Genomic DNA, 20,295 nt, shown 5'->3' with positions numbered 1-20,295 from the left:
GCAGTGCCGGGTCAGGATGAGGGTGCGATTAGAGCAGAGATCGAGGGCCGCTCTTCAGAGCAGCCCGGCCTCGCGCATCGCCTGCTCGACGCTGGCCTGACCGGCCGGCGTCAGCTCGGTGATCGGCAGGCGCAGCGCCTTGCCGCAGCGGCCCAGGCGCGACAGCGCCCACTTGGCCGGGGCCGGGCTCGGCTCGCAGAACAGCTGCTTGTGCAGCGAGAGCAACTGGAAGTGGATGCGGGTGGCCTCGCGCACATTGCCGGCGAGGGCCGCCTTGCAGAGTTCGCTCATCGCCCGCGGGGCGACGTTGGCCGTGACGCTCACATTGCCATGGCCGCCGAGCAGCATCAGGGCGATGGCCGTGCCGTCGTCGCCGGAGTAGATCGAGAAGCCTTGCGGGGCGTTCTTGATCAGCCAGGCGGCGCGCTCGATGTTGCCGGTCGCTTCCTTGACGCCGAACACGCCGGGCAGCGAGGCGCAGCGCAGGGTGGTCTCGGGCGCCATATCGGCCACGGTGCGGCCGGGCACGTTGTACAACATCATCGGGATGTCGACGGCCTCGGCGATGGCCTTGTAGTGCTGGTAGATGCCTTCCTGCGAAGGCTTGTTGTAGTAGGGCACGACTGACAGCGTGGCGTCGGCGCCGACCTGCTTGGCGTAGTGGCTGAGCTCGATGGCCTCGGCCGTGTTGTTCGCGCCGGTGCCCGCGAGGATGGGCACGCGGCCCTTGGCATGCTCGACGGCGATGCGGATCACCTCGCGGTTCTCCTCCATGCTGACGGTGGGCGATTCGCCGGTGGTGCCGACGACGCCGATGCAGTCCGTGCCTTCGGCGATGTGCCAGTCGATCAGGGCACGCAGCGCGGGCTCGTCAATGCTGCCGTCCTCGTGCATCGGCGTGATCAGCGCGACGATGCTGCCAACAATCGGTTCCATGGGGGAGGGTTCCTAGGTCAATTTGGGCGGATTCTACTGAAGCCGCCGGGGCGATCTCTCAGGGCAAGGCGTGCCTGGGATGGGCCGGCCCGCCTGCGGCGAGCCGAACGGCGGCAACGCGCTGGACGAAGCGGCCGTTGACCCCGGCCTCCTCCTCCGTCCAGCCATTCTCATAGCCGACGATCTGCAGCCCCGCGCAGGCCTGCAGCAGTTCGCCCGGCTGCAGCAGGAACTCGGGCCGTGCCGGGCGGCCGACGGTCTGCTGGCCGTCTGCGAAGGTTTCGTAGATCAGCCAGCCACCTGGCGCGACCGCCTCGACGATGTTCGGCAGCAGCGGCCGCCACAGGTAGTTGCAGACCAGCACCAGGTCGAACTGCCGGCCCGCCAATGGCCAGGTGCCGCTTTCGATGTCGGCCTCGATGATCTCGGCCAGCCCTCGCAGCGGGGCGATGGCGGCGGCATCGCGGTCCACGCCGGCGACTTTCAATCCCAGCGATGCCAGGTGGCGCAGGTGGCGCCCCGAGCCGCACGCGAGATCCAGCGCCGTGGCGCCGGGACGTAGCGCCTGGGGCCAGCGGCGCAGCCAGGGAGAGACCTCGCTCATCAGAAACAGGCCCAGAGCTGATCAGCCAGGTGCTGCACCAGCGAGGGCTGGGCATAGGCCATGAAAATCAGGCCCAGCACGCCGGCGCCGGCGATCCACAGCAGCCAGCGTTTGAACATCATGCGGCGGCCACCTGGGGCCTGACGATGGCCGTCTCGCGCACCGGCAGATTGATCAGCGCGGCCACCACGCCAAAGCCCACGGCCAGGTACCAGACGATGTCGTAGCTGCCCGAGAGGTCGTAAAGCTTGCCACCCAGCCAGACGCCCAGGAAGCTGCCGATCTGGTGGCTGAAGAACACGAAGCCGCCGAGCATGGACATGTGCTGGATGCCGAAGATCTGCGCCACCACCGCATTGGTCGGCGGCACGGTCGAGAGCCACAGCACGCCCATCAAGGCAGAGAAGATGTAGACGCTCATCGGCGTCAGCGGCGCCAGCAGGAAGATCACGATGACCACCGAGCGCGCCGCATAGATGCCGCTGAGCAGGTAGCGCTTGGGGAAGCGCTGGCCCAGCGAGCCGGCCGCGTAAGTGCCGAACACATTGAACAGGCCGATCAGCGCCAGCGCATAGGTGGCGACCTGGGGCGAGAGGCCATGGTCCTTCAGGTAGCTGGGCATGTGCACGCCGATGAAGACGACCTGGAAGCCGCAGACGAAGTAGCCGGCCATCAGGAGCTGGAAGCTGCGGTAGCCGAAGGCCTCGCGCAGCGCCTGGCCGATGCTTTGCTGATGGCCCACCGGACCGGCGGCCTTGGGCTCACGCAGGCCGAAGGCCAGCGGCAGTATCAGGAGGGCCGCCAGAGCCAGATAGAAGAGGGCGTTCTGCCAGCCGGTGCCGGCGATCAGCCAGTTCTCCACCGGCACCATCAGGAACTGGCCGAAGGAGCCGGCGGCCGCCGCCACGCCCATGGCCCAGCTGCGCTTCTCGGCCGAGACATTGCGGCCGATCACGCCGTAGATCACGGCATAGGTCGTGCCCGATTGGGCCATGCCGATCAGGAGGCCGGCACTGCCGGTGAACGCGAGGCCCGAGGTGGACAGCGCCATCAGCACCAGGCCCAGCGCGTACAGCAGGCCGCCGACCATCAGCACCTTGAAGGCACCGAAGCGGTCCGCCAGCATGCCGGCGAAGGGACCGGCGGCGCCCCAGGCGATGTTCTGGATGGCCAGGGCGAAGGCGAAGGTCTCGCGGGTCCAGCCCCGCTCCAGCGTGATCGGCTGCAGCCACAGGCCGAAGCCGTGGCGTATGCCCATCGAGAGCGTGACGATCATGGCGCCGCACAGCAGCACCTGGGTCATCGAGAGTTTGGCGGCGGGGGTGGGGGCGGCGGCTTGCATCGGGCCAATGTAGCCAGATCAGGAATTCCTTGCCGACGCCGGGGCGACAGGTTTGGCGGCCGGCTTGGTGGAAGCTTGGGTTTTGGCCGGGGCCGGCTTCTTGGTGGGCGCCTTCTTCTTCGCCGCCGGAGCGTCGGTGCTGATGCCGGGCTGTTCGGCGCCGTCGGCCACGCCGTCCATCTGGGTCAGGATGCGGCCCTGCTTCACGCGCAAGAGCGGTGTGGTGATGGCCTTGGCGTCCTGCAGCGGGTCGGTGCCGAGCAAGATAAAGCTCGCCTCGCAGCCCTCGTCAAAGCAGCCGAGCTTGCGCTTGGGATAGAGGGCCTGCGGTGTGTCCATGCTGGACATCTTCAAAAGCTCGGCCGCGCTGAAGACGCCGAATTCGGCCAGCTGCTTGATCTCGGCCTGGGCCGTGCCGGTGAACAGGTCCGAGCCCACCAGCAGTGGCACGCCCGCCGCCTTGAGCCGCTCCAGATTGCGGCGCTGCACGCTGCGCAGCTTGTCGAGCTGCTGCGGCGTGGTCGGGAACAGCGAGGTCGCGGCGGTGGCCGTGATCACGGCGACCTTGGCCTGGGCCGCGCGCGCTGCCGCCTCGGGGCTGATCAGGAGCCGCTCCGGATCTTCGCCCAGCGGATTGAAGAAGCCGGGTAGGTCGGCAATCAGGTCTACGCCCAGCTTCACGGCGGCCTCGAAGTCGGGCGGGCTGTCCACATGGGCGACGACCCGCAGGCCATCGCGGTGCGCCAGTCGCACCACGGCCGCAGCGGTGTCGAGGTTGAGACCCAGCCGGCCCTGCAAGTCGGGCCGCGCGCGCAGCTCGGGCCGCTCATGGTTGCTCAGCACGATCTTGACCAGGTCGGGCTTTCGCTCGGCCACCTTGGCCCATTTGCGCTCGGCATCCAGCGCGCTGTCCATCACCAGCACGGCGCTGTCGTCCTTGCGGGCGGCCGGCGTCAGCTGGGCCAGCGGATGGCCGTCGGAGGAGGTGATGCAGGCGCTGGCGAACAGCGTGTCCACGCTATCGTGTCCATTCAGCCTGGCACGCGCGACCTCGGTGCCGGCCGGGTCGGCGCAGAGCTGGGCGCTGTAGAACACGCCATCCTGCAGGTAGCGCTGGCCGTAGTGCTCCACGCCCCAGGCGTTCTGCAGGTTGTGGTTGTGGGCTTCGGCCAGCGGCGGCACCAGGTACTGGCTGTGCAGGTCCATGCTGCGGTGGACCTTCTTGGGCTTCTTGCGGGTGAACTTGCCGTCCACCACGTAGAGCGTGGCGCGCTGGAAGACCTGGCCATCGAACCAGCGGGCGCTTTTCAGCTCCAGCGTCAGCGGGCTGCTGGCCTTGAAGGGCTCGGGCGATGCCGTCTGAGCCACGGCAGGGCCGGCGAGGAGATCCATGAGGGCCAGAAGGGCCAGGCAGGTCAGGGAGGGAAGGCTTCGCATGCTCGGGCGGAAATGAGAGCGCGCATCCTAAGCCCTGCGAGCCTCGCGAACGGCCTTGCGCCCTCCCTACAATCGCCGCCCATGGCGACATCCAAAGGCAGTACCCCAAGCGCCGAATACGGCGAAGGCTCGATCCGCGTCCTCAAGGGCCTCGAGCCGGTCAAGCAGCGTCCCGGCATGTACACCCGGACCGACAACCCGCTGCATGTGATCCAGGAAGTGATCGACAACGCGGCCGACGAGGCGCTGGCCGGCTTCGGCAAGCGCATCGACGTGACCCAGCATGCCGACGGCTCGGTCTCGGTGGCCGACGATGGCCGCGGCATTCCCTTCGGCCTGCACCCGGAAGAAGGCGTGCCGGTCGTCGAAATCGTGTTCACCCGGCTGCATGCCGGCGGCAAGTTCGACAAGGGCTCGGGCGGCGCCTACAGCTTCTCGGGCGGCTTGCACGGCGTGGGCGTCTCGGTGACCAATGCCCTGGCCAAGCGGCTGGAGGTGCAGGTCTGGCGCGACAAGCAGGTGGCGAACCTGGCCTTCGAGCATGGTGACGTGGTCGAGCCGGTGAGTTCGCGCGCCGCCACCAGCGGTGACCGCAAGCAGGGCACGACGGTGCGCGTCTGGCCCGAAGCCAAATATTTCGAGGCGGTGGAACTGCCGAAGAACGAGCTGGTGCACCTGCTGCGCAGCAAGGCCGTGCTGATGCCGGGCGTCACCGTGACGCTGAAGAACGAGAAGTCGGGCGAGGTCCAGACCTGGCTCTACAAGGGCGGTCTGCGCGACTACCTGATGCAGACGCTCAACAACGACCCGCTGATCCCGCTGTTCGAGGGCGAGCAGTTCGCCACCTCGGCCGAGAGCGAGAACTTCGCCGAGGGCGAGGGTGCCTCCTGGTGCGTGGCCTTCACCGAGGAAGGCGCGCCGGTGCGCGAAAGCTATGTGAACCTGATCCCCACGGTGGCCGGTGGCACGCACGAGTCGGGCCTGAAGGACGGCCTCTTTGGCGCGGTCAAGGGTTTCATCGAGATGCACAGCCTCACGCCCAAGGGCGTCAAGCTGATGCCCGACGACGTGTTCTCGCGCGCCAGCTTCGTGCTCTCGGCCAAGGTGCTGGACCCGCAGTTCCAGGGCCAGACCAAGGAGCGCCTGAACTCGCGCGATGCCTTGCGCCTGGTGTCGGCCTTCGTGAAGCCGCAGCTGGAGCTCTGGCTCAACCAGCATGTGGAGCATGGCAAGAAGCTGGCCGAGCTCGTGATCAAGCAGGCGCAGACGCGCCAGCGTGCCAGCCAGAAGGTCGAGAAGCGCAAGGGCTCGGGCGTGGCCGTGCTGCCCGGCAAGCTGACCGATTGCGAAAGCCGCGACCTGAACCTGAACGAACTCTTCCTGGTGGAAGGCGACTCGGCCGGCGGCAGCGCCAAGATGGGCCGCGACAAGGAGACGCAGGCCATCCTGCCGTTGCGCGGCAAGGTCCTGAATTCCTGGGAGGTCGAGCGCGATCTCTTGTTCAAGAACAACGAGATCCACGACATCTCGGTGGCCATCGGCGTGGACCCGCATGGCAAGAACGATTCGCCCGACGTCTCAGGCCTGCGCTACGGCAAGATCTGCATCCTTTCGGACGCCGACGTGGACGGCTCGCACATCCAGGTGCTGCTGCTGACGCTGTTCTTCCGCCATTTCCCCAAGCTCGTGGAGCTGGGCCATGTCTACGTGGCGCGGCCGCCGCTGTACCGCGTTGATGCGCCGGCACGTGGCAAGAAGCCCGCTGCCAAGCTCTATGCGCTGGACGAGGGCGAGCTGGTGGCGACGCTGGACAAGCTGCGCAAGGAAGGTGCCCGCGAGAACTCCTGGAGCATCAGCCGCTTCAAGGGTCTCGGCGAGATGAGCGCCGAGCAGCTGTGGGACACGACGCTGAACCCCGAGACCCGGCGCCTGGCCGTGATCCGCTTCGGCCTGTTCGACGTGCCGCAGACGGAGGACGCGATGAACAAGCTGATGGGCAAGGGAGAGGCCGCTTCGCGCCGCGAGCTGATGGAGATCCACGGCGATTCGGTCGAAGTCGATATCTAGGCATGCGCACGGTCTACAACCAGCGGCATGCTGCGCACGCCGCCACGCACGAGTTCTTCCGAGGCCGGCTGGTGCCCGCCTTCGAGGTGCCGGCGCGGGCGGACTATGTGCTGCAGGCGGTGCAGGCCGCGCAGCTCGGCGAGATCCTGAGCCCCTTTGACCACGGCATCGCGCCGCTGGAGCGCGTGCATGCGCCTGCCTATCTGCGCTTCGTGCAAGGTGCGCATGCCGAATGGCGCTCTCTGGGCGGCGAGGGCGACGCCTTCCCGGCCGTCTGGCCGGTGCGCAGCCTGCGCTCGGACGTGGAGCCTGCCAGCTTCGCCGCCCGCATGGGCCTGTACTCGATGGACAGCGGCACGCCGCTGACCGCTGGTAGCTGGGAGGCCTCGTACTGGGGCGCGCAGGCCGCGCTCACCGGCCTCGACCTGGCGCTCGGAGATGAGGGCTCGGCCTATGTGTTGACGCGCCCGCCCGGCCACCATGCCGGCGCCGATTTCTTCGGCGGCTACTGCTTCATCAACAACGCGGCAGTGGCCGCCCAGGCGGCGCGCGACCGCGGCATGGCGCGCGTGGCCATCCTCGACGTGGACTACCACCACGGCAACGGCACGCAGGCGATCTTCTACGAGCGCAGCGACGTGTTCTATGCCAGTGTCCACGGCGACCCGAGTACCGAGTTCCCGTTCTTCCTCGGCCATGCCGATGAGCGCGGCGCCGGCGCGGGCCTGGGCTTCAATGCGAACTACCCGCTGTCGGCCGGTGCGAGCAACGAGGCCTGGTTCGCCGCGCTGGAAGGCGCGCTGGCGCAGGTGGCGGGCTTCGCGCCCGAGCTGCTGATCGTGTCGCTGGGCGTGGATACCTATGTCGAGGACCCGATCTCGCACTTCAAGCTCGACCGGCCCGAGTTCGCGCAGCTGGGCCGGCGCATCGCCGCGTTCGGTGCGACGAAGACGCTGTTCCTGCAGGAGGGCGGCTACGCCACCGAGGCGATCGGCCACAACGTGGTGGCCGTGCTGCGCGGCTTTGAGGAGGGCCAAGGGTGAGAGTCCACCTGCGGCCCACGATGCTGTCCGACCTGGACTATGTGGTCTCGGTCGAGCAGGATGGCTCGAACCTGCCCTTCATCACGCCGTGGGAGCGCACGCAGCACGAGGGCGCCATCCGCTTCCCGGACTCGCGTCACTTCATTGTTGAGGTGGGTGATGGCGCCGAGCGCGCCGGCTTCGTGATCCTTCAAGGTTGCCGCAATCCCAACCGCTCGGTGGAGCTCAAGCGCATCGTGCTGGGCCCCAAGGGCCAGGGCATAGGCCGGGCCTGCTTGCGGCAGCTGAAGAAGCTGGCTTTCACGCAGTTGCAGGCGCACCGCTTCTGGCTCGACGTGAAGGGGCTCAATGTGCGCGCGCAAGAGCTGTACCGCGATGAAGGCTTTGTCGAGGAAGGCCGCTTGCGCGAAAGCGTCAAGGTGCTGGGCGCCGATGGTTACGACAGCCTGATCGTGATGTCGATGCTGGACCGCGAATACCAGGCCCGCGTGGCACTGGGCGAGGAGGGCGCTTGATTCGCGTTTTTCTCTTGCTTGCACTGAGCCTGTTTGCCCGCTCGGCCCAGGCCCAGCTGTGGGGCTATGTCGATGCGGGCGGCGTGGCCCATCTCGCTTCGACCCAGCTCGATGGCCGCTACAGCCTGGTCATGGGCCGCAGCGAGATCGGCCGCGTGCCGGGCAAGCTCGATGGCAGCCATGAGCTGCTGACCTGGCTCGAGATCGCGCCCGAGGTCAAGGCCGTACAGCCCTGGCTGCGCGAGGCAGCGAGCCGGCATGGCGTCGATATGGAGTTGCTGAAGGCGGTGATCACCGTCGAGTCCGGTTTCAAGCGCGATGCCGTGTCGCCGCGCGGTGCCGTCGGGCTCATGCAGATCATGGCCCCGGCCGGCCAGCAGCAGCGCCTGCTGGAACCGCGCCGCAACATCGACACCGGCGCGCAGATGCTCGCCGCCCTCATCAAGAAATTCGGCCGCATCGATGCGGCCCTGGCGGCCTGGAACGCCGGCGAAGGCACGGTGCGCCGCAACGGCGGCCGCATGCCCGACATCGCCGAGACCCAGGCCCATGTCCACCTGGTGCTGGAGCTGTACTGGGCGCTGCTGCAACGCAGCCTGCCCGCCACGGCCCAGAGCCTGCAAATCCACGGCAGTCCCCGATGACCGAGAACAACGAGCAGAACCTTTCCTTCGATTTCGACGCGGAGCAGCCGCCCTCGCCACCATCCCCGCCCGCGCCGCCGCCGCCTCCGGAACCGCCGGCCGAGGATGACGGCACCAGCCTGACGCTGGCCGACTACGCGCGCCAGGCCTATCTCGAATACGCGCTGTCCGTCGTCAAGGGCCGCGCCCTGCCGGATGTCTGCGATGGCCAGAAGCCGGTGCAACGCCGCATCCTGTACTCGATGGAGCGCATGGGCCTGAGCTATTCGGGCAACACCGGCGCCAAGCCGGTGAAGGGCGCCCGCGTGGTCGGTGATGTGCTGGGCCGCTTCCATCCGCATGGCGACCAGTCGGTCTACGACGCCCTGGTGCGCATGGCCCAGGACTTCAGCCAGCGCTATCCGCTGATCGACGGCCACGGCAACTTCGGCAGCCGCGATGGCGACGGCGCCGCCGCAATGCGGTACACCGAAGCGCGCCTGGCACCCATCGCGCGCCTGCTGCTCGAAGAGATCGATGAAGGCACGGTGGACCTCGTGCCCAACTACGACGGCTCGACCGACGAGCCGCGCCAACTGCCCGCGCGCCTGCCCTTCGTGCTGCTGAACGGCGCCTCCGGCATTGCCGTGGGCCTGGCGACTGAAGTGCCCAGCCACAACCTGCGCGAAGTGGCGGCCGCTGCGGTCGCGCTGTTGAAGAACGAGAAGCTGTCGGACGACGAGCTCTACACCTTGCTGCCTGGCCCCGATTTCCCCGGCGGTGGCCAGCTGATCAGCAGTGCCGACGACATCCGCTCGGCCTATGCCAGCGGCCGGGGCAGCTTCAAGCTGCGCGCGCGCTGGAAGATCGAAGATCTGGCCCGTGGTCAGTGGCAACTGGTGGTCAACGAGCTGCCACATGGCACCAGCTCGCAGAAGGTGCTGGAAGAGATCGAGGAGCTCTCCAACCCCAAGGTCAAGGCCGGCAAGAAGGCGCTGACGCAGGAGCAGATGCAGCTGAAAGCCTCGCTCTTGGCGGTGCTCGACGGCGTGCGCGATGAGTCGAGCAAGGACGCGCCGGTGCGCCTGGTGTTCGAGCCCAAGAGCCGCACGGTGGAGCAGCAGGACCTGATCAACACGCTGCTGGCCCACACCAGCCTCGAAAGCTCGGCCCCGGTCAACCTGACCATGATCGGCGCCGACGGCCGCCCGACGCAGAAGAACCTGCGCCAGATCATCAGCGAATGGCTGGGCTACCGCCTGGCCACCGTGCAGCGCCGCACCGAGTACCGGCTGCAGAAGGTCAACGACCGCATCCACATCCTTGAAGGCCGTCAGCAGGTGTTGCTGAACATCGACGAGGTGATCCGCATCATCCGCGAGAGCGATGAACCCAAGCCGGCGCTGATCGCTCACTTCCGCTTGAGTGACCGCCAGGCCGAAGACATCCTCGAAATCCGCCTGCGCCAGCTCGCGCGACTGGAGGCGATCAAGATCGAGCAGGAGCTGGCCAAGCTGCGCGAGGAGCAAGCCAAGCTGCAGGACATTCTCGGCAACCCGGGTGTGCTCAAGCGCACCGTGGTCAAGGAAATCGAGGCGGACGCCAAGCAGTTCGGCGACGACCGCCGCACGCTGATCCAGGAAGAGAAGCGCGCCAGCGCCGAAGTGAAGATCGTCGACGAGCCGGTGACGGTGGTTGTCTCGATGAAGGGCTGGGTGAGGGCCTTGAAGGGCCATGAGGTGGACCCCGCAGCACTGAGCTTCAAGTCGGGCGACCAGCTCTACGGCACCTTCCCCTGCCGCAGCGTGGACCCGCTGATCGTGTTCGGCACCAACGGCCGCGTCTACTCGGTGCCTGTGTCCCTGCTGCCTGGCGGCCGTGGCGACGGCACGCCCATCACCACGATGATCGAGCTGGAAAGCGGCACGCAGATCGCGCACTACTACGCTGCCAGCGCTACGCAGCGCCTGGTGCTGGCGGGCACCGGTGGCTTCGGCCTGATCGCGCAAGTCGGCGACCTGGTCGGCCGTCAGAAGGCGGGCAAGACCTTCCTGTCGCTGGAAGGCGAAGAGAAGCCTTTGCCGCCAGCCGCCGTGCCGCATGGCGAGGTGCTCGGCATGCAGCTCGCCTGTCTGTCACTCAATGGCCGCTTGCTGACCTACGCGCTGGATGAGCTGAAGCACCAGCCCAAGGGCGGCCGTGGCCTGACCCTGATCGACCTGGAACCCAAGGACGCGCTGATCAGCGTGGCCGCCTTCACCACGGCTTTGCAGGTTATGGGCCTGGGCCGGGGGGACAAGCTCAAGGACGAGCCGCTGAAGGGCGCCACGCTGGCCGGCTATGCCAGCAAGCGGGCGCGCAAGGGCAAGGCCGTCGAAGGCTTCAAGAAGGTCTTGCGCGTGCTCGCGGGCTGAGGCTTCAGCCCGCTTTCATGCATGGGCCGGTTCAGTACTGGCCCATGTAGTCCTTCTTGCCCACTTCCACGCCGTTGTGCCGCATCAGGCCATAGGCGGTGGCCACATGGAAGAAGAACTGAGGCAGGCCGTAGTGCAGCAGATAGGCCTGGCCGGCAAAGCGGCGCTCCTTGGGCGTGCCCGGGCGCAGCACGATCTCGCGTGCAGCGGCTTCGCCGAACTGCGCCGGGCTCAGCTTGCCAATGAAGTCCAGGCTGGTGGCGATGCGTGCCTGCAGGTCGGCAAAACTCTGCTCGGTGGCTTCATAGGCCGGCACTTCAGCGCCGGCCAGGCGGGCCGAGACGCCGGTGGCGAAGTCACAGGCGATCTGGACCTGACGCACCAGGTTGAACATGTCGGGGAAGAGCCGCACCTGCAGCAGGGCGATGGGCTCGATGTTGCGGGCCGTGGCATGGGCCTCGGCCTTGGCCAGCACGTCGCGCAGGCCGCCCAGCATCTGGGTGAAAACGGGGACGGAGGATTCGTACATCGGTGTGCTCATGGAGGTCTCGGATGAATGGCAGGAGGGGGGCGGATTCTGGCAGGTCGACCAAGACCGCGCTGGGTCAAGTCCATGTCAGGCGTTGCGTTCAGACTGGGCGCTTGACCCGTCGTCAGCGAGCCCGCCATGCCTTCCGTCCAGGACCAGTACCGCCACAAGCTCCAATCCGCCACCGAAGCCCTGCGTCAGGTCCGCGATGGCGACTTCATCGTCGTGCCGACCGGCGTGGCCGAGCCGCCGACCCTGCTGGGCGCGCTGTCTGAGCAGCGCCGGAGCTTTCGCGACGTCAAGGTGGCGCAGATCCTGCCGGTGCGCAAGTTCGGCTACTTCGATCCCGAGACGGTCGAGCATGTGAGGCATGTGGCCTTCTTCTACGGTGGCGCCTCGCGGGCCGGCGGCAAGGAGGGCTGGGTCGACTTCATCCCGAGCTACTTCTCCGAGATGCCGGGCCTGATCGCGCGCGGGCTGATCCCGTCCGACGTGGTGTTCACCATGGCCTCGCCGATGGACGAACACGGCTACTTCTCGCTCAGCCTCGGCGCCGACTACACGATGGCCGCCGTGGCCCGCGCCCGCGCCGTGGTGCTGGAGGTCAATCCGAACGTGCCCTTCGCCTTCGGCGCCTGCCAGGTGCACATCTCGCAGGTGGCGGCCGTGGTCGAGAGCAGCGAGCCGGTGACGGAGGTGGGCCTGCCCAAGATCGGGCCGGTGCAGCAGGCCATCGGCAAGTACGTGGCCGACATGATCGACGACGGCTCCACCCTGCAGATCGGCTACGGCGGCATCCCTGATGCGGTGGTGATGCAGCTCACCGCCAAGCAGGACCTGGGCATCCACACCGAAATGATCGGCGACGGCATCCTGACGCTGATCGAGGCCGGCGCCGTCACCAACCGCCGCAAGAACCATCTGCCGGGCAAGAGCGTGGCCACCTTTGCGCTGGGTTCGAAGAAGCTTTACCAGTTCATGCACCGCAACCCGGGGCTCGAGATGCACCCGGTCGACTTCACCAACGATCCCTATCTGGCGGGCCAGAACGACAAGCTGATGGCGATCAACGCCACGCTGCAGATCGACCTGCTGGGCCAGTGCGGCTCCGAGAGCCTGGGCCCGGTGCCTTATTCGGGCACCGGCGGCCAGGTGGACTTCGTGCGCGCCGCCAACCGCTCACGCGGCGGCAAGGCCTTCATCGTGCTGCCGTCCACCGCCAAGGACGACAGCATCTCGCGCATCGTGCCGGTGCTGAGCCCCGGTACGCATGTCACAACGGGCAAGAACGACATCAACTACGTCGTCAGCGAGTTCGGCGTGGCGCAACTGCGCGGCAAGTCGGCGAAGCAGCGGACGCAGGAGATGATTGCCATCGCACATCCGGACTTTCGCGCGGAGCTGCGCGAGGCGGCCCGCAAGCTCAACTACGCCTGATCAGATCTTCGACAGCGCGCGGGCGCATTCGCTCACCAGCGCCGGCCCCTTGTAGATCAGGCCTGTGTAGACCTGCACCAGGTCAGCCCCGGCCCGCAGCTTGGCTTGCGCATCGGCACCGCTGAGCACGCCGCCCACGCCGATGATGGGGTAGTCCTTGCCGAGTGCGGCGCGCAATAGGCGGATCACGCGGTTGCTGGCTTCGAACACGGGTCTGCCTGAGAGACCGCCCATCTCGTCGGCATGGGCCATGCCCTTGACTGCGTCGCGCGAGATCGTGGTGTTGGTGGCGATCACGCCGTCAATGCCGTTCTTCAGCAGCGTCTGCGCGATCACGGCCACCTGGTCTTCTTCGAGGTCGGGCGCGATCTTCACGAACATGGGCACGCTGCGGCCGCTCTGCTTTTGCAGTTCCTGCTTGCGGGCCTGCAGCTGCGAGAGCAAGGCGTCCAGCGCCTCGTCGCTCTGCAGCGCGCGCAGGTTCTTGGTGTTGGGGCTGGAGATGTTGACGGTGATGTAGTCGGCATGCGGGAACACGCCTTCCAGTCCGATCAAATAGTCGTCCACCGCGTTCTCGATCGGCGTGGCCGCGTTCTTGCCGATGTTGAGACCGACCAGGCCGCCAGCGGCGCGGAAGCTGTGGGCGCGCTGCACGTTGGCGAGGAACGAATCGAGGCCTTCGTTGTTGAAACCCAGGCGGTTGATCAGCGCCTCGGCTTCCGGCAAGCGGAACATGCGGGGCTTTTTATTGCCGGGCTGGCCCTTGGGCGTGACCGTGCCCACCTCGATGAAGCCGAAGCCCATGGCGCCGAGGCCGTCGATGCAGCGGCCGTTCTTGTCGAGGCCCGCGGCCAGGCCGATGCGGTTGGGGAACTTCAGGCCCGCCACGGTCACCGGGGCCGCCACTCGGGGCTGCGACCACAGGCATTGCAGCGGCGTGTTCTGCAGCCGGGCGATGGAGCCCAGCGTCAGCTCGTGGGCATGTTCGGGATCGAGGCCGAACAGGAAGGGGCGGGTGAGGGCGTAGGGAACGAGGGACATGGGGCACGATTGTCGCATCGCAACATTTGCTCGAAGGCCGGCTGATAATCGACCCTCTTTGCAGGACCTGCCGGACCACCGCCATGAACGCTCTCGACGCCACCGCCGACTCCACCCGTACCGATGACACCCGAATTGGCGCCGTGCGCCCGCTGATCTCGCCGGCCCTCTTGCTGGACGAGCAGCCGCTGCCCGATGCCTCGCTGGAACTGGTGGAGCGCGCGCGGCGCGAGATTGGCGATGTGCTGCATGGCCGCGATGACCGGCTGCTGGTCGTCGTCGGCCCCTGCTCCATCCACGACCACGACCAGGCGATGGACTATGCCCGCCTGCTCAAGACCGCCGAGCAGGAGCTGCGCGGCGAGCTCTTGATCGTGATGCGCGTCTATTTCGAGAAGCCGCGCACCACGGTGGGCTGGAAGGGCTACATCAACGACCCGCGCCTCGATGGCAGCTTCCACATGAACGAGGGCCTGCGCCTGGCGCGCCAGCTCTTGCTGGACGTGACGGCCCTCGGCCTGCCGGCCGGCACCGAGTTCCTGGACCTGCTGTCGCCGCAGTACATCTCCGACCTGATCGCCTGGGGCGCCATCGGTGCCCGCACGACCGAGAGCCAGAGCCACCGCCAGCTGGCCTCGGGCCTGTCCTGCCCAGTGGGCTTCAAGAACGGCACGGACGGCGGCATCAAGGTCGCGTCCGACGCCGTGCTGGCCGCCAGTGCCAGCCACGCCTTCATGGGCATGACCAAGATGGGCACGGCTGCCATCTTCGAGACGCGTGGCAATGCCGACTGCCATGTGATCCTGCGCGGCGGCAAGGCGCCGAACTACGACGCAGCTTCGGTGGCCGCCGCCTGCGAGGCGCTGCGCGGCTCGGGCCTGCGCGAGCAGGTGATGATCGACTTCTCGCATGCCAATTCGAGCAAGAAGTACGAGCGGCAGATCGACGTGGGCCACGACGTGGCTGGCCAGATCGCTGGTGGCGACCATCGGATCACCGGCGTGATGATCGAGTCGCATCTGCAGCCGGGCCGGCAAGACCTGGCCCCGGGCCAGACCAAGGCCGACCTGAAGCCGGGCGTGTCCATCACCGACGCCTGCCTGGGCTGGGGCCAGACCGAGCCGCTGCTGCGCGAGCTGGCCGAAGCGGTCAAGAAGCGCCGCAACTGACGCGGCAACTGACGCCGGCCGGCGGCATTTCGCGCCGCCTTTCGACGCCCGGTCTCATCGCGCTGGGCGGCCGTGCCGGGGATTCCTATCGTTCAGACCTCATCAATCTGAACGGAGGAGATCCCCATGAACCAGGCAATCAAGACGGGCGTTCGACTGGCCCTGCTGGCGGCAGCCATGACGGCCGGGCTGGCCCAGGCCGCCGAGATCGAGCTGGAGGTCACGGGCCTGAAGCAGGCCGAGGGCCAGCTGATGGTGGCGGCCTTTGTCGATGTCGGCAACTGGCTGCGCAAGCCGGTGGCGGTGGCCACCGTGGCCGCCAGCAAGCAGGAGGGCGGCCGTATCGTCGTGCGCATCAAGGACCTGCCCGAGAGCGGCGATCTGGCCCTGAGCGTGCTGCATGACGTGAATGGCAACGGCAAGATGGACAGCAATCCCATGGGCATGCCTCTGGAGCCCTTTGCTTTCTCCAACAATGCCGTCGGCAACTTCGGGCCGGCCAGCTTCGAGCAGGCCAAGTTCACTGTCAAGCCCGGTGCGCGCATCAGCGTGCGCCTGAACTGAGCGGCGGCCGCCATGCAGCGCCGTCAGCTTCTCCAAGCCGGCCTGGCCGCCACCGGGCTCGCCCTGCGGCCCTTGCAGGAAGCCCTGGCCCTCGGCCTGCCTACAGCGGGCTTTGCGGCGAACGCGCCCGAGCTGGCGCCGTTGCGTGGCCTGGCTGGCCAGGATCTCGAGGCCCGCGACCTGCGCGTCGAAGGCCGCCTGCCGCCGGGGCTTGCGGGCGTCTATTACCGCAACGGCCCTGGCCTGATGGAGCGCGCCGGCCAGCGCTACCGCCATTGGTTTGATGGCGACGGCCTGGTGCAGGCCTGGCGCTTCGAGGGCGGCCGCGTGCGCCACAGCGCGCGCTTCGTGAAGACGCGCAAATTCCAGGCCGAGTTCGAGGCCGGCCGCTTCCTGCTGCCGGCCTTTGGCACGGCGATCAAGCCGGAGATTCCGGTCACCGGCTCCGACAGCCTCAGCGTGGCCAATACCAGCGTGATGCTGCAGGATGGCAAGCTCTATGCGCTGTGGGAGGGCGGCAGCGCCCATGAGCTGGATCCGCAGACCCTCGCCACGCGCGGGCCCAAGGCCTGGGCGCCCGAGCTTGCCGGCATGCCGTTCTCGGCCCATCCCAAGGTCGAACCGGACGGCATGACCTGGAACTTCGGCACCAGCGGCAAACTGCTGGCCCTGTACCAGATTTCGCCCCGAGGCCAGCTGCTGCGCCATGCCGTCGTGCCCCTGCCCATGCCGGCGGCGATGGTGCATGACTTCGTGGTGACCGAGCGCTACCTGGTCTTCCTGCTGGCGCCCATCGCCCTGGACCGCGAGGCGCTGCAGGCCGGCTCCAGCATGCTGGACGCGATGCGCTGGCAGGGCCGCGACGCGACCCAGGTCTTGCTGATCGAGAAAGCCGACTTCAACCGCCGCCGCGTGCTGGAGATGCCGGCGGCCATGGTCTTTCACTTCGGCAATGGCTGGGACGATGGTCAGCAGCTGCAGCTTGACTATGTGCAAACGCGGCCACTGCCCGCTGTCAATGCCGAGCTGCACAGCCTGATGCGTGGTGAGCGGCCCTCGCAGCCCCAGCCTTCCACGCCGCGCTTTCTGCGCATCGACCTGCTCAGCGGACGCATCAGCCTGCATGCGCGCGACGAGACGGTCGAGTTCCCGGTGGTCGACCCGCGCGTGGTGGCACAGCGCTACCGCCATGTCTACTACCCCACGGCCATGGACACCGGCACGCGCTGGGGATTCAACGGCCTCTTGCACCTGGACCTGGAGAGCGGCCGGCGCGAGCGCTTCTGCTTCGGGCCCGAGGTGGTGGTGGAGGAGCATGTGCTGGTGCCCAAGCCCGGCCGCAGCGAGGAGGGCCGGGGCTGGCTGCTGGGCCTGTGCTACGACACCCGCCGGCAGCGCAGCTTCGCGAGCATCTTCGACGCCGAGGCGCTGAGCGCCGGGCCGCTGGCCAAGGTTTGGCTGCCTTACTGGGTCACTTACGGTTTCCACGGCAAGTTCTACGCGGGCTGAGCGAGGAGGGAAGGGCGGCTGGGGATAATGCAGCATCGATTCCCGCTTACCCCTATCGCCATGACTCAAGACGAACTCAAGACCCTGGTCGGCCAGGCCGCTTTGCAATACGTGACTGCCGGCAGCATCGTCGGCGTGGGCACGGGCTCGACGGTGGACAAGTTCATCGACGCGCTGGCCGCGAGCGGGTTGAGGATCGCCGGCGCCGTGTCCAGCTCGGTGCGCTCGACCGAGCGCATGAAGGCCCTCGGCATCCAGGTGCTGGAAGCCTCGGAAGTCGAGAGCCTGCCGGTCTACATTGATGGTGCCGACGAGATCGATCAGCAAGGCCACATGGTCAAGGGCGGCGGCGCGGCGCTGACGCGCGAGAAGATCGTGGCCGACCTGGCCGAGCGCTTCGTCTGCATCGCCGATGAGTCCAAGCTGGTGCCGGTGCTGGGCCAGTTCCCGCTGCCGGTCGAGGTGATCCCGATGGCGGCCGCGCAGATTGCGCGCCGCTTTGCGGCGATGGGCGCCACGGCGACCTTGCGTGCGGGCGTGGTGACTGACAACAGCTGCCACATCCTCGACGTGCGCGGCCTGCAGATCAGTGACCCGCAGGCCTTCGAGGCCGATGTCAACCAATGGCCGGGCGTGGTCACCGTGGGCGTGTTCGCCCGCAACAAGGCCTCGGTCTGCCTGCTGGGCACGGCCACCGGCGTGAAGACGCTGAGCTTCTGAAGCATCAGCATGCCGCGGGGCAAGCCGGTCTACGACGCCCAGCGCCATGAGCGCTGGCACATGACCACGGCACGCTGGATCAAGCTCGCCGTCTGCCTGGGCGGCACGCTGCTGATGCAGTACTGGCTCCACAACTGGGCCGTCACCCTGGTGCTCACGGCGACGCTCTGGGCCATCTTCCTGGCGCCCGAGCTGATTGGCCTCGGTAGCGGCATCGGGCGCTGGTTGCGCTGGGCACGCTGGCATGAACGCGAGGGCTTGCACTACGAGTTCAAAGGCGTGCACGTCCGCGTTCAGGAGGAATACCGGGAACGCTGGCTCTGCCTTGAAGACCTCGGGCGCGCCCTGGGCGAGTTGCCGAACGAGGCCTTGCTGCGGCGCATGAACGCCGAAGGCCTGCGTGAGTACGACCGTCGCCTCTTCGTGCAGGACGAGCTGCTGCTGAACTACCTGGCCGAGCGCAGCAGCGACCGCGCCATCAGCTTGCGCACCTGGGTTCAGCGCACGGTGTTCCACCCGATCCGGCAACGCCGCTGAGCGAATAGAAATGGGGCGCCCGAGGGCGCCCCAATCGTTACAGCGTTAGGAATCGGTCAGGACCGCTCAGTTGACGCCGACGGCCGACCAGGCGGCAGCCACAGCACTGGCCTGCGTCGAGCCGGCGCCGTAGAGGTCGTTGGCGGCGGAGATCGAGGCGGCGCGGGCGCCGGCATAGTTGGTGTTCGAGGTCATCTTCACCGTCAGCGCGCGATACCAGATCTTGGCGGCGGCGTCGCGGCCGATGCCCGCGAGCGAGCCGCTGCCGGTGGCCACGCGGGTGTTGCCTGCCACGCAGGTCGGGCTGCTGCCGAAGCTGCTGTTCGTGCCTTCGGCCAGCAGGAAGAACCAGTGGTTGGCCACGCCCGAGCTGTAGTGCACGTCCAGGCTGCCGACGCCGGAGTACCAGCAGTCGGAGGAACCGCCGTCGCTGCTTGGCTTCATCATGCTGCGCAGAAAGGCAGACTTGATCATCACCTTCTCACCGATCAGGTAGTCGCCCGCATCGTTGGCATTGTTCGCGTAGAACTCGACCATGGTGCCGAAGATGTCCGAGGTGGCTTCATTCAGACCACCAGATTCACCCGAGTAGGTGAGGTTGGCGCTGCGGCTGGTCACGCCGTGGGTCATTTCGTGGCCGGCCACGTCCAGCGAAACCAGCGGGCGCAGGCTCGTGCCGTCGCCGTCGCCGTAGGTCATGCAGAAGCAGGAGTCCGACCAGTAGGCGTTGGCGTAGTTGCGGCCGTAGTGGACGCGGTTGTAGGCGCCCTTGCCGTCATTGGCGATGCCGTTGCGGCCATGCACGTTCTTGTAGTAATCCCAAGTCATGGCCGTGCCGTACTGGGCATCGACGGCCGCCGAGGCGGCGTCACTCGTCAGGTTGTTGCCCCAGATGTTGTCGGCATCGGTGAGGACGGAACCGCCGTTGGTCTTCTTGTTCAGGTTGATCGTGTAGGTGCTGCCGCGGCTTGGGTCGCGCAGCTCGTAGCCACCGGTCACCGTGTTGGTCGTCAGCACCACGTTGCCGCTGTACAGGCTCTTGCCGGTGCCGGTGGCAGCAGCCGTGTGAACGTCGTTCCAGACGTCGAGCAGATTGCCGGTATCGGCCGACACAATGCCGTGCTTCTCAAACGGTGTGCCGTCGGCTTCTTCGCCGACCACGAGCACGTCCCAAGCCAGCACGGGCATGTCGCCGCGGGCATAGATCACCAGTTCGGGCGACTGGCCGTTGGCATCACCGCCCAGGGCGGCCTTGGCGGCCTGCAGCGCCTGGCCCTGCTTGATGGCCGGCTTCAGCTCTGCCTTGGGTGCGCGCGTCAGCGTACGGCGCATCTCGACCAGGGTGCCGTTGCGGTCCGAGCGCACGATCAGGTCGCCGCCTATCACGCGCAGGCCCTTGTAGCGGCGGTCCAAGCGAACATGCTCGCTGCCATCGGCGTCGATCACGATGTCGCGCAGGCTGTAGGCCTGGTCGTTGTCGTCCAGGCTGTGGCCGGGGAAATTCTTGATGTGTCCGAGGGCCTTGCCTTCGGCATTGGCCTTGTCGGCATGGGCGCTGAGCGGCGCCAGGGCGAGCGTGAGCAGGGCCAGGCAGATGCTGGAGAGCGCTGGCGAACGACGTGCTTTCATGGGGGCTGTCTCCTTGTGGTTGGTTTCCATGCTCGTGCCTTGCCACCCGGTAGGGTGATGTCAGCAGGCAATGACTTTTGGCACGGTGCGACTATCGCCCCAGGTGGCAACAGCCGGCCATCCAGCCCAACCCTGTCGGTGCAGCCCCCTCTTGCCAAGCTCTCCGGATGATGGTTATT

At 67.3% G+C, this 20,295-nt stretch carries 19 protein-coding genes; 11 read left to right on the top strand and 8 right to left on the bottom strand.

The annotated features are described in order from the left end of the window. Positions 1-54 precede the first annotated feature (54 nt). The 5 genes from dapA to J7U46_RS01940 are packed head-to-tail and all read right to left on the bottom strand — an operon-like array spanning position 55 to position 4,274. Positions 55-936: a 4-hydroxy-tetrahydrodipicolinate synthase gene (dapA, locus tag J7U46_RS01960; RefSeq protein WP_282823140.1), complete on the bottom strand. Its 882-nt coding sequence runs from the start codon at positions 934-936 to the stop codon at positions 55-57. A gap of 58 nt (positions 937-994) precedes the next feature. Beyond that, on the bottom strand, positions 995-1,540 hold the full coding sequence (locus J7U46_RS01955; RefSeq protein WP_282823139.1) for a class I SAM-dependent methyltransferase: 546 nt from the start codon (positions 1,538-1,540) through the stop codon (positions 995-997). Continuing rightward, on the bottom strand, positions 1,540-1,662 hold the full coding sequence (locus tag J7U46_RS01950; RefSeq protein WP_282823138.1) for a hypothetical protein: 123 nt from the start codon (positions 1,660-1,662) through the stop codon (positions 1,540-1,542). Before J7U46_RS01950 ends, J7U46_RS01955 begins: the two co-directional genes overlap by 1 nt. Beyond that, entirely contained in the window at positions 1,659-2,882 is a 1,224-nt protein-coding gene (locus tag J7U46_RS01945) for an MFS transporter (RefSeq protein ID WP_282823137.1), read from the bottom strand. The genes J7U46_RS01950 and J7U46_RS01945 overlap by 4 nt, the downstream gene beginning before the upstream one ends. An 18-nt stretch (positions 2,883-2,900) precedes the next feature. Further along, positions 2,901-4,274 (bottom strand): amidohydrolase family protein, encoded by a 1,374-nt coding sequence (locus J7U46_RS01940; protein ID WP_282823136.1) that lies wholly within the window; start codon positions 4,272-4,274, stop codon positions 2,901-2,903. 126 nt (positions 4,275-4,400) lie between these two features. Between J7U46_RS01940 and J7U46_RS01935 the strand changes: the two genes are divergently transcribed. The 5 genes from J7U46_RS01935 to parC are packed head-to-tail and all read left to right on the top strand — an operon-like array spanning position 4,401 to position 10,981. Beyond that, positions 4,401-6,386, top strand: coding sequence for a DNA topoisomerase IV subunit B (locus J7U46_RS01935; RefSeq protein ID WP_282823135.1), 1,986 nt, complete (start codon positions 4,401-4,403; stop codon positions 6,384-6,386). 2 nt (positions 6,387-6,388) lie between these two features. Beyond that, positions 6,389-7,429, top strand: a complete 1,041-nt coding sequence (locus J7U46_RS01930; RefSeq protein ID WP_282823133.1) for a histone deacetylase family protein — start codon at positions 6,389-6,391, stop codon at positions 7,427-7,429. After that, positions 7,426-7,944, top strand: a complete 519-nt coding sequence (locus tag J7U46_RS01925; protein WP_282823131.1) for an N-acetyltransferase — start codon at positions 7,426-7,428, stop codon at positions 7,942-7,944. The genes J7U46_RS01930 and J7U46_RS01925 overlap by 4 nt, the downstream gene beginning before the upstream one ends. Beyond that, entirely contained in the window at positions 7,941-8,588 is a 648-nt protein-coding gene (locus tag J7U46_RS01920; protein WP_282823130.1) for a lytic transglycosylase domain-containing protein, read from the top strand. The genes J7U46_RS01925 and J7U46_RS01920 overlap by 4 nt, the downstream gene beginning before the upstream one ends. Beyond that, positions 8,585-10,981 (top strand): DNA topoisomerase IV subunit A, encoded by a 2,397-nt coding sequence (parC, locus tag J7U46_RS01915; protein WP_282823129.1) that lies wholly within the window; start codon positions 8,585-8,587, stop codon positions 10,979-10,981. The genes J7U46_RS01920 and parC overlap by 4 nt, the downstream gene beginning before the upstream one ends. Positions 10,982-11,012: 31 nt before the next feature. Here the strand turns inward: parC and J7U46_RS01910 are convergent, their stop codons facing one another. After that, entirely contained in the window at positions 11,013-11,522 is a 510-nt protein-coding gene (locus J7U46_RS01910) for a DUF1993 domain-containing protein (RefSeq protein ID WP_282823128.1), read from the bottom strand. Between the two features lie 126 nt (positions 11,523-11,648). Between J7U46_RS01910 and J7U46_RS01905 the strand changes: the two genes are divergently transcribed. Next, positions 11,649-12,947, top strand: coding sequence for an acetyl-CoA hydrolase/transferase C-terminal domain-containing protein (locus J7U46_RS01905; protein ID WP_282823127.1), 1,299 nt, complete (start codon positions 11,649-11,651; stop codon positions 12,945-12,947). Here J7U46_RS01905 and J7U46_RS01900 read toward each other — a convergent pair whose 3' ends face one another. Next, positions 12,948-13,988 carry a quinone-dependent dihydroorotate dehydrogenase gene (locus J7U46_RS01900; RefSeq protein WP_282823126.1) on the bottom strand — a complete coding sequence of 347 codons (1,041 nt, stop codon included), beginning with the start codon at positions 13,986-13,988 and terminating at the stop codon, positions 12,948-12,950. It abuts the gene before it with no gap. An 83-nt stretch (positions 13,989-14,071) separates the two neighbouring features. On the opposite strand from J7U46_RS01900, the gene J7U46_RS01895 reads away from it, so the two are divergent. The 5 genes from J7U46_RS01895 to J7U46_RS01875 all read left to right on the top strand — a co-directional run bounded on the left by J7U46_RS01895 (position 14,072) and on the right by J7U46_RS01875 (position 18,487). Continuing rightward, positions 14,072-15,157 carry a 3-deoxy-7-phosphoheptulonate synthase gene (locus J7U46_RS01895; RefSeq protein WP_282823125.1) on the top strand — a complete coding sequence of 362 codons (1,086 nt, stop codon included), beginning with the start codon at positions 14,072-14,074 and terminating at the stop codon, positions 15,155-15,157. A gap of 126 nt (positions 15,158-15,283) precedes the next feature. Then, the gene (locus tag J7U46_RS01890) at positions 15,284-15,721 is read left to right on the top strand and encodes a DUF2141 domain-containing protein (RefSeq protein ID WP_282823124.1); all 438 of its coding nucleotides are present in this window, start codon (positions 15,284-15,286) and stop codon (positions 15,719-15,721) included. A 12-nt stretch (positions 15,722-15,733) separates the two neighbouring features. Further along, a complete protein-coding gene (locus J7U46_RS01885) occupies positions 15,734-17,230 on the top strand; it encodes a carotenoid oxygenase family protein (protein WP_282823123.1) in 1,497 nt (498 codons plus the stop codon). Positions 17,231-17,290: 60 nt separating this feature from the next. Beyond that, positions 17,291-17,950 (top strand): ribose-5-phosphate isomerase RpiA, encoded by a 660-nt coding sequence (gene rpiA / locus J7U46_RS01880; protein WP_282823122.1) that lies wholly within the window; start codon positions 17,291-17,293, stop codon positions 17,948-17,950. A 9-nt stretch (positions 17,951-17,959) separates the two neighbouring features. Next, positions 17,960-18,487 carry a hypothetical protein gene (locus J7U46_RS01875; protein WP_282823121.1) on the top strand — a complete coding sequence of 176 codons (528 nt, stop codon included), beginning with the start codon at positions 17,960-17,962 and terminating at the stop codon, positions 18,485-18,487. 66 nt (positions 18,488-18,553) lie between these two features. Here the strand turns inward: J7U46_RS01875 and J7U46_RS01870 are convergent, their stop codons facing one another. Then, positions 18,554-20,116 carry a M4 family metallopeptidase gene (locus J7U46_RS01870; protein ID WP_282823120.1) on the bottom strand — a complete coding sequence of 521 codons (1,563 nt, stop codon included), beginning with the start codon at positions 20,114-20,116 and terminating at the stop codon, positions 18,554-18,556. Positions 20,117-20,295 lie beyond the last annotated feature (179 nt).

This window comes from Pelomonas sp. V22 (genome assembly GCF_030014915.1).
Taxonomy (GTDB): Bacteria; Pseudomonadota; Gammaproteobacteria; order Burkholderiales; family Burkholderiaceae_C; genus JAUASW01.
This window is presented reverse-complemented; position numbering and strand designations above follow the sequence as displayed.

Coding starts and splice junctions, on each gene's coding strand:
- J7U46_RS01895 (WP_282823125.1), top strand. CDS start 14,072: ATGAACGCTCTCGACGCCACCGCCGACTCCACCCGTACCGATGACACC.
- J7U46_RS01935 (WP_282823135.1), top strand. CDS start 4,401: ATGGCGACATCCAAAGGCAGTACCCCAAGCGCCGAATACGGCGAAGGC.
- J7U46_RS01890 (WP_282823124.1), top strand. CDS start 15,284: ATGAACCAGGCAATCAAGACGGGCGTTCGACTGGCCCTGCTGGCGGCA.
- J7U46_RS01905 (WP_282823127.1), top strand. CDS start 11,649: ATGCCTTCCGTCCAGGACCAGTACCGCCACAAGCTCCAATCCGCCACC.
- J7U46_RS01930 (WP_282823133.1), top strand. CDS start 6,389: ATGCGCACGGTCTACAACCAGCGGCATGCTGCGCACGCCGCCACGCAC.
- J7U46_RS01875 (WP_282823121.1), top strand. CDS start 17,960: ATGCCGCGGGGCAAGCCGGTCTACGACGCCCAGCGCCATGAGCGCTGG.
- J7U46_RS01940 (WP_282823136.1), bottom strand. CDS start 4,274: ATGGATCTCCTCGCCGGCCCTGCCGTGGCTCAGACGGCATCGCCCGAG.
- rpiA (WP_282823122.1), top strand. CDS start 17,291: ATGACTCAAGACGAACTCAAGACCCTGGTCGGCCAGGCCGCTTTGCAA.
- J7U46_RS01885 (WP_282823123.1), top strand. CDS start 15,734: ATGCAGCGCCGTCAGCTTCTCCAAGCCGGCCTGGCCGCCACCGGGCTC.
- J7U46_RS01900 (WP_282823126.1), bottom strand. CDS start 13,988: ATGTCCCTCGTTCCCTACGCCCTCACCCGCCCCTTCCTGTTCGGCCTC.
- J7U46_RS01910 (WP_282823128.1), bottom strand. CDS start 11,522: ATGAGCACACCGATGTACGAATCCTCCGTCCCCGTTTTCACCCAGATG.
- dapA (WP_282823140.1), bottom strand. CDS start 936: ATGGAACCGATTGTTGGCAGCATCGTCGCGCTGATCACGCCGATGCAC.
- J7U46_RS01945 (WP_282823137.1), bottom strand. CDS start 2,882: ATGCAAGCCGCCGCCCCCACCCCCGCCGCCAAACTCTCGATGACCCAG.
- J7U46_RS01870 (WP_282823120.1), bottom strand. CDS start 20,116: ATGAAAGCACGTCGTTCGCCAGCGCTCTCCAGCATCTGCCTGGCCCTG.
- J7U46_RS01950 (WP_282823138.1), bottom strand. CDS start 1,662: ATGATGTTCAAACGCTGGCTGCTGTGGATCGCCGGCGCCGGCGTGCTG.
- parC (WP_282823129.1), top strand. CDS start 8,585: ATGACCGAGAACAACGAGCAGAACCTTTCCTTCGATTTCGACGCGGAG.
- J7U46_RS01955 (WP_282823139.1), bottom strand. CDS start 1,540: ATGAGCGAGGTCTCTCCCTGGCTGCGCCGCTGGCCCCAGGCGCTACGT.